At 38.3% G+C, this 12,128-nt stretch carries 10 protein-coding genes; all 10 read right to left on the reverse strand.

Going from position 1 to position 12,128, the window contains the following annotated elements:
- Positions 1–5 precede the first annotated feature (5 nt).
- A complete protein-coding gene (locus tag AB5217_RS02195; RefSeq protein ID WP_004322581.1) occupies positions 6–752 on the reverse strand; it encodes a uroporphyrinogen-III synthase in 747 nt (248 codons plus the stop codon).
- Between the two features lie 4 nt (positions 753–756).
- Positions 757–1,590, reverse strand: coding sequence for a DUF4271 domain-containing protein (locus tag AB5217_RS02200; protein WP_004324188.1), 834 nt, complete (start codon positions 1,588–1,590; stop codon positions 757–759).
- Positions 1,587–2,174 carry a TIGR00730 family Rossman fold protein gene (locus AB5217_RS02205; RefSeq protein WP_004313693.1) on the reverse strand — a complete coding sequence of 196 codons (588 nt, stop codon included), beginning with the start codon at positions 2,172–2,174 and terminating at the stop codon, positions 1,587–1,589. Before AB5217_RS02205 ends, AB5217_RS02200 begins: the two co-directional genes overlap by 4 nt.
- A 79-nt stretch (positions 2,175–2,253) precedes the next feature.
- Positions 2,254–4,494: a carboxypeptidase-like regulatory domain-containing protein gene (locus AB5217_RS02210; protein ID WP_004322584.1), complete on the reverse strand. Its 2,241-nt coding sequence runs from the start codon at positions 4,492–4,494 to the stop codon at positions 2,254–2,256.
- A complete protein-coding gene (locus AB5217_RS02215; protein WP_004313691.1) occupies positions 4,494–5,501 on the reverse strand; it encodes a DUF4249 family protein in 1,008 nt (335 codons plus the stop codon). Before AB5217_RS02215 ends, AB5217_RS02210 begins: the two co-directional genes overlap by 1 nt.
- 15 nt (positions 5,502–5,516) lie before the next feature.
- A complete protein-coding gene (locus AB5217_RS02220) occupies positions 5,517–6,509 on the reverse strand; it encodes a thioredoxin domain-containing protein (RefSeq protein WP_004313690.1) in 993 nt (330 codons plus the stop codon).
- A gap of 73 nt (positions 6,510–6,582) precedes the next feature.
- Positions 6,583–7,494, reverse strand: a complete 912-nt coding sequence (locus tag AB5217_RS02225) for a hypothetical protein (protein WP_004322586.1) — start codon at positions 7,492–7,494, stop codon at positions 6,583–6,585.
- 946 nt (positions 7,495–8,440) lie between these two features.
- On the reverse strand, positions 8,441–8,812 hold the full coding sequence (locus AB5217_RS02230; protein WP_004313687.1) for a DUF3244 domain-containing protein: 372 nt from the start codon (positions 8,810–8,812) through the stop codon (positions 8,441–8,443).
- 126 nt (positions 8,813–8,938) lie between these two features.
- Entirely contained in the window at positions 8,939–10,603 is a 1,665-nt protein-coding gene (locus tag AB5217_RS02235; RefSeq protein WP_004322588.1) for a tetratricopeptide repeat protein, read from the reverse strand.
- Between the two features lie 180 nt (positions 10,604–10,783).
- Positions 10,784–12,076 (reverse strand): methionine adenosyltransferase, encoded by a 1,293-nt coding sequence (metK, locus tag AB5217_RS02240; protein ID WP_004298895.1) that lies wholly within the window; start codon positions 12,074–12,076, stop codon positions 10,784–10,786.
- Positions 12,077–12,128: the final 52 nt, after the last annotated feature.

Genomic DNA, 12,128 nt, shown 5'->3' on the forward strand with positions numbered 1-12,128 from the left:
TCTGTTTATTTATTGTTTTCCTTGATAAACATGTCAAGTGCGGCAGTCATTGACGGAGCCTGCACCGTAGGAGCCTCAAGGTCCAGACGGAGACCTGCGTCACGTACAGCCTGTGCGGTAGTAGATCCGAACGTTCCGATCTTAATCTCTTTCTGATTAAAATCCGGGAAGTTCTTCTTCAAAGAAGTCACTCCGGCAGGGCTGAAGAACACTAACATATCATAATCAAACTCTTCGTCCGGTGTAAAGTCGTTGCTCACCGTGCGATACATCACAGCTTCCGTATGCTGAATGTTGTTCTTGTCGAGCAGGTTTTTCACATCGTCATTATGTACGTCTGACATCGGAACGAGATACTTCTCCGTTTTATGCTTCACGATGGAAGGAATCAGGTCTTCAATCTTTCCAGTAGCTCCAAAGAAGATCTTACGCTTACGATATTGCACATATTTTTGAATATACAATGCAACAGCTTCCGTCACACAGAAATACTTCATAGTTTCGGGAATTGTCACGCGCAATTCAGTACACAAAGTGAAAAAATGGTCAATAGCATGGCGCGAAGTGAATATTACGGCAGTGTGGTCGAGAATCGAAATTTTCTGTTGCCGAAATTCTTTCGCCGAAAGACTTTCAACCTTAATAAAGGGCCGGAAATCTATTTTAACGCCATACTTTTCAGCTATGTCGTAATAGGGAGATTTCTCTGACGCAGGCTTAGGCTGCGACACTAGTACTTTTTTAATTTTCAACGTCCTAAAATTTTATTAGCAAAATATTGTTCATTTGAATCATACCCTGATACAGTAAAAGACAAGGTACTATTTCAAGAGCGCAAAAGTACAAAATTAATAGGAAAAGCCCGCTAAATTGATGAAAAAAAAGCTTTATCCACTTATAAAACATCAATATTTTAGTGAAAATTAAAATAATAGACCCAATTATAACCAAATTCGTTAGACTCAAATCAAAATAAACCAGGAAAAGAACGAACGGAAAAAGGGCAAATCCGACATAATATATGAGCGCAGAATACGATTCCAGCCATATATTTGTCTTATTTTTATCAAAAAACGTCCACCCCAGAAACATATAAAGCAACCATTTTAGTAAGAAATAAGCGAGGCAAAAACCAACGTAAATACCCAGCAAAAGGAGGGAGGATACATGGTCCATCAGAGCAGGACATGTATCATGAAAATAATTGAGAAATGTGATGCCCGACAAGACACAGGTCTGCAATACAAGCACAAGGAGATAACGCACATCAGCCGCCGTAGAGCTATCAAAAATGCTCGTCCGTTCGCGATGTAACACAAAGTCTTTCACCTGTTGGGAGAGAAATTTCTTTCCACGTGCCAAGGCAATGGAGGAGAGAAAGAAGCAAACCAGCAATGTCAGCGCAATAGCATCATCCGTACGGGGAGAGTAGGAGATAGGGGTTCCTTCAAAGCCAGAATCAACCTCTTGTACAGCATGAAGATCGGCCAACTGCAGGCTATCACTGTCTGCCTTTGCCGGACTAATCTGTTTCTGCTGGAGAAGAGACAAGGTATCCGTGTTCTGGGAACTTAGTGTATCACCTATCATATCGCTGCAAATTTACGAATGGAAATATCCCATACAGGAGTCTCATAAAGCAGCTGAACTGCTTCTTCCGGTGTCTGCGCCACTTTCCATATATCACCGTGTTGGCGTCGCATAAAGTTTTCATCGATTGCTTTTTCAAGCATTTCGAGCAATGGATCGAAAAATCTGTTTGTATTGAGAATTATAATCGGATTGAGATACAACCCCAATTGTTTCCAAGTGATAATTTCCAGCAATTCTTCAAGGGTACCGCATCCACCCGGCAAAGCGATGATACCATCACTCAAATTGGCCATCTTCTGTTTGCGTTCGTGCATGGATTCTACCTCGATCAGCTCTGTCAGTCCAGTATGATGCCAGTTTTGTTCCACCATGAAGCGGGGAATCACTCCGGTCACTTCACCGCCATTTTTCAACACAGCATCTGCCACAGAGCACATCAGACCGATACTTCCAGCTCCGTTTATCAAACGGATATGGTGTTCGGCAAACAGACGGCCGAGAGTCTCGGCTGCTTGAAAGTAAACAGCATCTATCTTGGTACTGGAAGCGCTATATACGCATACGGAATTTATCTGGTTCATCACTCTTTACGGGGTTTATGGTTGTAACGAGTGCAAAAGTACAAAAAAACATAGAATAACAGACTATAGTTCAAACTAACTAAAATGTAAATTGATAAGAGATAGATGGCAGTGCACCATACAAATACATTTTATGCATGCCAATATCAGAGAAATCATAGTCATCTCTACTCGTATAGATAGTAAACACATTTTTTCTGTTATATACATTCATCACAGAAAGAATCAATCGACCTCTTTTGCCAGTTTTACAAGTCATGGATAAATTCAATTCATGAAAGGCAGGAGCACGATAACCATTTCTTGTAGAATAGATATAGAAAGCTGTACCGTTCACCCGGTAATGAGCAATAGGCAATGTCAGATTCATCCCTGAATTGTACGAGAAGGTAGCTGCAAAAGCACACCTCCGCTTACGTCCGGCCTCATAATTCAGAAATATCTTCAAGCTATGTGGACGATCATAGACAGGCGGATATTCTTTATCTCCAAGAGTAGCAATATAATTCCGGGCACGTGAAAAGGTATAGCTAATCCATCCGGTTAGCCGCCCACTGTTTTTAGATATATAAAATTCCGCTCCATAGGCCTTTGAGTAACCAGTAGTCAACTGTGTTTCTATCTGATTATTCAAAAAGATATTCGCATTATCTACAAAATCAACGATATGGTTGGTCTTTCTATAATAAGTCTCCAGAGAGAGAGTATACATTCCTTTCGCCAGGCTTCTCTCATATCCCAAAGCCACTTGCTTCATCACTGCAGGTTTCAGTTGTCCATTAGCAGGTATCCACATATCAGAAGGAATACCCACAGAGGAATTAGACAACATATGCAGGTTTTGTGAAGACTGCGTGAAAGCCGCGTGCAAACGGTTTCCGGTTCCGGGGAAGTAGAACAACTCGGCTCTCGGTTCAGGTATTATGTAACACTTTTGTTTGAGTTCTCCAACTTTAGGAGTGTAAAAAACAGGTAAACGGATTCCCCCATTCAACTGCCATGCCGATGAAATTTTATAAGTCGCTTCTCCATAGGCTGCCATATCCAATAAAGACCGCCTGTCCATCCGGTAGGGAACAACATTACTAAAATCCCCCCAACTGCTAATACTTCCGGGCATTGTGGTAAACACATGCGCAGAGAGTCCGCTCCTGATATGTAACGCATTATTAACAGCATAATCCGCATCATACTTCAATTGATAAGATTGGATATTCGATTTCCACAAGAACTTCATTCCATCCGTTATTGATTTATAGCGATAATAATAATTACTAAAAATAGCACTGAAGTTTCCCGACAATTGATCTGTCCAGACGCGGTTCCATCGAAAAGTAGCGGTAGTATTTCCCCAGTTCATGCCATAACCGCGTACCAGCTGATTAAAAAAAGTATGATCGCCGCCATTATATACTGAAAAGAAAATCCGGTTCCGGTCATTTAATGTAGAATTAATTTTGGCGTTTACATCATAAAAGCTCATTTTAGTACCACGAAACTGTTTCAGTACGTTAAGTACAGCTCCCGGATAAGCAAATCTACCAGCTACCAGGTAAGATGTTTTCCCTTTCTTTATCGGACCTTCCAACTGGATTTTAGAAGCGATAACTCCAATTGTAGCACTCCGGTGTTTCTCCTGATTGTTTCCTTCGCGCATTTTGACATCAATAACAGACGAAGTTCTTCCACCATACTTCAATGGAAAATAAGATTTATAAAGACTCACTTGCTGTATAGCGTCGTTATTGAACACAGAAAAGAAAGACAATGCATGATTCGGGTTATAAACCATTGCCTCATCCAGCAATATCAAGTTACCCCATTGATTACTCCCTCGAACAGATATATTATTGGAACCTTCATTGCCACTAATGACTCCCGGAAGATATTGTAATGACTTCAATACATCAGGTTCACTTCCTAAAGTGGGAAGTGCCTGAATATCTTTCTGGTTCAATGTCAACTGTCCTCCTGCTTTCTGATTTCCCATTACCTCTACATCACTTAGTTGATAGTTATCGGGCATCAAAGCAAAATTATGAACCGAATTTGCAGTCAGAGTCAACGTATCCATTTGGGTTACATAGCCCAGCATCGAACATCTTAAGACACAACGTCCACCTTTAATACGAATGGAATATAGCCCATACGTATTGGCAGCTACTCCTGTTCTCGACATCAGGTCTCCAATGTTAGCATCCGAGAGCACTTCTCCGGTTTTTCTGTCGGTCACACGACCTCTGACAGTAATCGTCTGAGCATTACATATGGTGAAATTTCCACAGCAGGATAATATAAATAATAACAGGTATTTTTCCATCAAATCCTATGTTTCTTATAAAAATAGATTTCAGAGATAGCACTGACACGGAATATTCCATAAGCACCATTATCAATGTTACTTTTTACAGAGGTCGGACGCGGAGAGAAAGTTCCACCATCCGAACGTATTTGCTTAATCATTTGATCAAACACCTGATAGCAATTTTCAGATATGGACTGCATTTTTATCCAAATGGAATCACTTACAGGATAGCTAAACCCCGGACGATTAGGGAGTACAAACTGCTCTCCCTCGCTCACAACATAGTCTATCACATTTTCCGCCAAATATTCATCATCCAAAATAGAATATGGCCAACCGGCACTATTCGTTGTTCCATAATATAGATTATAAACAGATGCGACACGAAGCACTTTTGAAGAACAAAAATCTGTTTTAAGCAAATAATAGTTATGCTCTTCAGGAGGATTATAAAAACTGATACATGGAGTTTCATTAGGTTCACCTTCTCCAGTATCAATACGTTTCATTACTATTTTGTCTATTGGAGTTTTAGGCACCATCCGCTCACATGCTGTATATTCCTTTCCTTTGTATTTGATATGAAGTTCGTAGGTATGATTTTCAACTCCATAAATCTTATTAGTAACATAAAGTCCACCAGGCGTTTCACCAGGAAGCCATTTCATATAAACAGTAACATCTTTATCTCTATAGTGATCATAAAATCGAAAATCCTGATAACCAGTCAATTTGGCATTCTGTAATGTATCTCTTATACCTGTTGTCAAATCAACAATAACAATTTCTGCATCATTAATCCTATCAAAACTACGATTTTCAGGGTATTTCAGTTTAGTTGACGGTTTACTTAATACAAAATAATAGGGTGGGGGTTCATCGGTTATCACTCCATCAAATACTATGGCATCTTCCGGGATCGGCATACCTACATCAAACGGCTCCTCACAAGCAATACAAAGATATAAAGCCTGCATTAGAAACAGATAAGTTATCTTATTCAGATTAAAGTAAAGTCTCATCTTTTATCTTTTGTGTTATAGTTCATACTCCAATAGTCTGGACAATTCTTCATAGCTGTTTGTGACGTACACCAAACGATCATTAATTATGATGGTAGGAGTAGCCATCAGCCCCCTTTCTACTAACTGATTGATGACCTTATCCATCTCCTTATATTTGTCAGAAGAATGTAAGTAGGCATCAAATTCTGTCATATTCAATCTTTTAGACTTTGCTAAGTTATATATAAAAGCGGAATCTGCTACTCCTGAATAGTTAAATATAGTATCATGAAAAGTCCAGAATTGTTTTTGCTCACCAGCAGCCTCACATGCCAAAGCTGCTAACGAAGGAGCATCTGCAAAATGCACAAAACCAAATTTAACCCGCTCTTTATAATTATCATAGAGCTTGGACAATGTCTTTTCAAATTGTACACAGCGCTCACAATTATAATCAGAGGCAACAATAAAAGAAACAGGAGAGTCTAAATTCCCCCTATAATATACACACAAATCCCTCACAACACATTCCGGCTGTTTTGGAGGATATAAAAATCTTTTAATATCCGCCTTTTGATATAAAGAATCAACCAATGCCTGAACAATCCGACTCCGAAGTTTCTGTTGATAAGATAGTTTCTCCTCCAAAGAACCTTTCACTAACGGGATTAATTCACCTTTTACATAAAAGCTTTGTGTATTAAATCCATATCGTTTTTTCAAACTATCCTGCCCTACACATATTTTCTGCTGAACAAACCAATCGATAAACTCTTCCAAAGACATGTTTTCTTTTTTGGCTGCATCTTCTAACAGTTTCTGTTTGATCAGACCTGCAAGTACCCGACTTTTGATTTCATACGCTGTATTCAATATATCAAAAATCTCTTGTTTACTTTGAGACGCCAATTCTGAAAGAAGAATCTGTTCTCCATTCACTTCTGCAACAACATCATTCTTATTTATAACAGGAGTATTGCAAGCAATAAAAAGAAAAGAGAAGAGAAAGAAATACAATATTTTCATGTCTATGTGCTAATTAAATCAATTCTTATTGGTAAGTTTTACCAATAAGAATTGATTATAAACAAATTAATAATTAGATAGCTGATCGCACCAATTTTGTGAAATTGGTTTTATCCGTATTAAGGCATACGTGATATCTTGTATTTCGATCCAGCTGGACTCCATAATATGTACCATGCGGTTCATATTGGTTTTGGGGTCCTAACCAAACTTGTGCCCAATTCTTATTATTATGATCTTCATCATCAAAATACAAATTACCTGAAGCCATTTCAGCAGGAGCAATGACCCCATAATTAATACCTGCAGGTCCCACTGGAATATCGCCCCATTTAGTCATATTCCTATTTATATTCCATGCCAATGTAGCATTAGAATCTAATTTAGACATTCCAGAAATATGCATTACATCATAATAATTAGGATCATCAGACCACACGCCATTATGACCACCATCTTCCGTATCATGATAACGGACCAATGTCATGGTCTCTAAAGGTACATCCTCAAACAAAAAGACTCCCCCCGGATAACGAAATCCCGCATCCACCATACAAAATTCGAGACGCATATTATCTCCACCATCAACATACGTATCTCCAACATTACCACTTACGCTAGTTTTACTATTTCCGTTTTCACAATCAATTTTTATTGATAAATACTTGTAATTACCACAAGAACCAACCCTGAAAACTCCGACCCTAGGCGATGTTGCACCATAAGCCGTACGCATTACCTTCTCTTTAGCAACTTCCATACGTCCCATAATTTCCGCGATATAATTGTCCTTCAAAACCTGAATAGAATCTTCATCACCCAAAGTTTCGCATTTTAGACCATTATCACTCACTTCCAACGTACCTAGCTCATACTCATTGTTCAAGCCGTTCAATTCGGATTCCGTATCTAATAATACAGAATTCCCCGCACAAGAGCAGCACAAAGCCACCATTGCTCCCAAAATCAATAATTTTTCTTTCATCTTGGTTAAATTTAGATTTGTTTTTATTTAAGAGAGAAAACTCAGAAAAGTATTTTTACCCAAATACATAATGACAATATCCATCTAACAGGATAAATTAATTATTCATCCCATTCTACATTTTTGGAATAGTCATAATAACAGTTAATGTAAATGCCAACTAAGCAACATCTACGAACTCCTCCAGAAGTTATTAGGAAAAATAGAAATAGAATGCGAGTGCATTTGAATAGCAATCTTCAAAGTAACCTGACATTTCTCGGTTTGCTCCATCATATATATACCTATATTTGATTGGAATAAAATACCTGACAATAAAAAGAATAGAAGTTTCGTTTCCATAATGCCTGTGTGTTAAAGATTTATGCCAAAGGTATGCAGGTATAAGGAAAGGAACGAATTTTACTTGGTAACAGAAGTAACAGTATCACACAAAATAAGTAACAAGAGGTAACACACAGAAATTACCTCACAAATAATCCAAATAATATATTTGAATAGTTCAAAAGACACTTTTTCTTCGTCAGCCATTTCTTCCATCATACTCTCTCTAAAAAAAATCTTGGACTTCTAAAATAAGAAGTCCAAGAGCTTTTCTCACAGAGAATACATCTATCACAGATTTCTCATCTACTAACAGGTGTATCACATTGTTGCTGAATGAACTTTATTATCCGAACTATAAAATCGTTCGAACACCCTACCAGTAGTATTTCAGCACACAATTAAAAAAAGTGATTTTAATTTTACGTTTCAATATACCTTAATGGGCCTTTCACAAGGCTTATTAAGCCCACGAATAAAAGTTAACCGATTCTTTCCCCTTTCGGTCATCTAAATCGTCATTTCAGCAATGCGCCATATATTTCAACAGCGGGGCTTCATCAGTTAATGATTTAGGTATATCATCATTATGTTAGTTGCAAATAATATATATTTCAAAGATTTATTCTAATTCAAAATCTCCAGTAAAAGCCTCCTTTGGAAGTTGTATCTCCAAAGTATATTTACCTTTCTCCTCACCTGTAAGATCAATATAAACCTTATCTACATTTAAATCAGTAGATGTATAAACAACTTCATCTGTTTCTGCATTCTTTATAATTACAGTTACAGTAGGAACAGTAGAAAGAAGGTCAATAGACAACAATGAGTTTTCAATACAAGCATCAGGAGTAACAGGGATAGACCGATGTTGTACCTCAGTTTTATTTTTTAGTCTGATTCGACGCGCAGATGTCATTTCATTCGCAAAAGAGAACATACTTACTTGAAGTAAAATAGCCAACAATAAAAGAGGTAAAAATTTAGCTTTCATAATAAATGGGTTTAAAATTTAGCTCCAAAAATACACAGATGCAGCAAAAGAAACGATTTTTACGTGGTAACAATGGTAACAAGACCCTATTTAAAAAAAAGATAAGCAGAGATTAAGCATTACATATCACTGATTATCAGCTCCAAATACACGTTCGAAAAGTTGAGCATCGACTTTATTCTTTATGCGATTTTTACGTGTTTTAAGAGCATCTGAAGTTGCATCCATCAACTCCATCATGACAGTTTTTGAACAATAAAGCAATGAAAGGACACAATAAAAGACATCATCACCAGTCAATGTTGGGTAGCGCTCTTTCAAATTTACCATCACATCAACAAATGCATTAGAAATAGTAGAACGTATATCCTTCCTTAAACTACGCATCGCCAACAACTGTTTAGGAGTTGCCTTTTCCAATGTCTCTAATTGATCGTAGCAATCGGTAGTTTTCAGTACCGATACACACAATTGGATTTGTTGTTCTGTCAACTCTGACCTTTTCTTATCTATATGCTCTTTATTAGATTCTGAAACCTCTTCGTCTTTCAACAGCATAGTATCGACTCTCTTTTGAGTTAATTCATGTTGCAAAGCTATATAATACTTCTTTCTTTTTCTATCATTCCACATAAAACAAAAGACACATATAATCATCAAAAAGAAAAATACAGCAACTAAAGTAAAAACCAACGTTTTAGCATGTTCTGACAATAACCTTTTATGCTCTTCTAATTGATGTTTATCCATAAGCCGATTAAGTTCCTCATTATCGGTCATTATCTGAATTGAATCATAAAGAACTTTGTATATATCCATATTCTCTGTTGCAACTTTCCACTCCCCTTTTTTCTTTGCTATTTGATACATTCCATCATAACAAACGGCTTTTCCATAAATATCAAGTTGGCTCATATTCTTATTATAAAAATAGCTGGCAGAATCAAGCTGATTCAAGTTCAACATAATTTGGGCTTTTGACAAACAAGCATTAACAGCACCCTCCCCTTGTATCATAATTGCCTTCGATACATATTGATTTGCCAGAATATAATCTTTTTTTTCATTATAAACCATAGCAAAATCATGATAAAGAGCCCCTATCAAGCTAGAGTCTTTATCCGCCAATGCACAATCAAGCGCTTGCTGATAATAAAACAATGCGCTATCCTTCCTATTTTGCAACAAAAACATACGCGCAATACCTCGCATTGGATATATTTGTCCACTTTTTCCTTTTAATATCTGATAAGCAGCGCGATAAGCTTCCATTGCTACATTATCTAATTCATCTTTTTCATAACAGTCCGCAAGATTATCATAAATCATTGCTAAGAATTCATCCCTAACAGGCATCAACCGAATTGCCGTCAGATACTCGTCTACAGCAAATGAAGTATACCCCTTCTCACCATAAGTAGCTCCCCAATAATAATGAGCTTTTGCAGCACGTACACTTTTCTTCTTATCACCATAGTATTCAACAGCCGTTTTTATCAGCGAGTCATCTCCTAAAGCAATATAATTTTTATGCCTTGCTTGCGTAAGCAATAGCGCATAAAGTGCTCTGTCAGCACATGGTAATTTCTGTGGGGAGGAAATTGATTCCAAAATGGATAATGCACTATCAGGATATATTTCCATCAATGAGTCAGCAGATAGTAGCAATGGACTCTTCACCGAAGAAGAGCAGGAAGATAGAGAGACAGACATCAGAATGCTACCTACGCTGACAAGTAAACTAAAGAACAACAATAAATAGCGTTTAGGATAACAACATCTTGTTTTCATTAGGCAGTCCGTTTATTTACAGGTCAAAAGTAGCAAATTCTGGCAAAAGAAGTTTAATATCCAAAAGATATTTATTTAAATATAACTTATTTAAAATCAAGAGCCACAACCTCATATCCTACTAGAAGGAGTTGAGATTGTGGCTCTTATCGAATGAGCTAAGCTCGCTTTCAGACTGTTTTACAGACCAAAAGCAGCTTTAATTTTATCTACGTAGTCGAGTTTCTCCCATGTAAAGAGTTCCACTTCCACTGTTTTATCTCCTTCGTAACGAGAAGAAAACTTCTTCGTTATCACTTGCGGTTCACGTCCCATGTGACCATAAGCGGCTGTTTCCTGATAAATAGGATTACGAAGTTTCAGACGTTCTTCGATTGCTTTCGGGCGAAGATCGAACAACTGATCGATAACGCGGGCAATCTCACCATCCGTCATGTTAACGTGGGAACGGCCATAAGTATCTACAAAAATATTGATCGGACGAGCCACACCGATAGCATAGCTCACCTGTACAAGCATTTCATCTGCTACACCTGCCGCAACCATATTCTTTGCGATATGGCGTGCTGCATAAGCTGCACTACGGTCTACCTTGCTAGGATCTTTTCCGGAGAAAGCACCACCACCGTGAGCACCTTTACCACCATAAGTATCAACGATAATCTTACGACCTGTCAAACCGGTATCTCCGTGAGGACCACCAATTACGAACTTGCCCGTAGGATTCACATGATAAATGATTTTATCATTAAACAGTGCCAACACTTTATCGTGATGGATAGAAGCAATGACACGAGGCATCAGAATTTCAATCACATCACGGCGGATGATAGACAGCATTTCTTCGTCAGCTTTCAGCTGGGCGGCTTGAGAATCATCTTCCGGTTGGATAAAGTCATCATGTTGCGTAGAAACAACGATTGTATCGATGCGAACAGGAGTTCCGTTGTCATCATATTCGATAGTAACCTGGCTTTTGGCATCGGGGCGGAGGTAAGTCATCACCTTTCCTTCACGACGAATGTCGGCCAGCACTTGCAGAATGCGGTGTGCCAGATCAAGAGAAAGCGGCATATAGTTTTCCGTTTCATTGGTAGCGTAGCCAAACATCATACCCTGGTCGCCTGCACCCTGTTCCATCGGGTCCTGACGCTCTACACCACGGTTGATATCAGGACTTTGCTCATGAATAGCGGAAAGTACGCCACAAGAGTTACTTTCGAACATGTACTCTCCTTTGGTATAACCGATTTTCTTAATCACTTCGCGCGCGATGAGCTGGAGGTCAACGTACGCTTTTGTTTTCACTTCACCCGCTAGCACCACTTGTCCGGTAGTCACTAGTGTTTCGCAAGCTACTTTCGAACTGGGGTCGTAAGCCAACAGTTTGTCAAGCACAGCATCCGATATTTGATCGGCTACCTTGTCGGGGTGTCCTTCTGACACCGATTCGGATGTAAATAAGTATCCCATCTTTTTAAATTAAGAATTAAAAATTGAAAATTAAAAAATGAGAGAGAGTAGG

It is taken from the genome of Bacteroides sp. MSSM.1001136sp1_RTP21357st2_D2_RTP21359_211015 (genome assembly GCF_040913205.1).
GTDB lineage: Bacteria > Bacteroidota > Bacteroidia > Bacteroidales > Bacteroidaceae > Bacteroides > Bacteroides ovatus.

What these genes read in the sequence shown, in the direction of transcription:
- AB5217_RS02200 (WP_004324188.1), bottom strand. Translation starts at nt 1,590, where the DNA reads ATGATAGGTGATACACTAAGTTCCCAGAACACGGATACCTTGTCTCTT.
- AB5217_RS02205 (WP_004313693.1), bottom strand. Translation starts at nt 2,174, where the DNA reads ATGAACCAGATAAATTCCGTATGCGTATATAGCGCTTCCAGTACCAAG.
- AB5217_RS02210 (WP_004322584.1), bottom strand. Translation starts at nt 4,494, where the DNA reads ATGGAAAAATACCTGTTATTATTTATATTATCCTGCTGTGGAAATTTC.
- AB5217_RS02215 (WP_004313691.1), bottom strand. Translation starts at nt 5,501, where the DNA reads ATGAGACTTTACTTTAATCTGAATAAGATAACTTATCTGTTTCTAATG.
- AB5217_RS02220 (WP_004313690.1), bottom strand. Translation starts at nt 6,509, where the DNA reads ATGAAAATATTGTATTTCTTTCTCTTCTCTTTTCTTTTTATTGCTTGC.
- AB5217_RS02225 (WP_004322586.1), bottom strand. Translation starts at nt 7,494, where the DNA reads ATGAAAGAAAAATTATTGATTTTGGGAGCAATGGTGGCTTTGTGCTGC.
- AB5217_RS02230 (WP_004313687.1), bottom strand. Translation starts at nt 8,812, where the DNA reads ATGAAAGCTAAATTTTTACCTCTTTTATTGTTGGCTATTTTACTTCAA.
- AB5217_RS02235 (WP_004322588.1), bottom strand. Translation starts at nt 10,603, where the DNA reads ATGAAAACAAGATGTTGTTATCCTAAACGCTATTTATTGTTGTTCTTT.
- metK (WP_004298895.1), bottom strand. Translation starts at nt 12,076, where the DNA reads ATGGGATACTTATTTACATCCGAATCGGTGTCAGAAGGACACCCCGAC.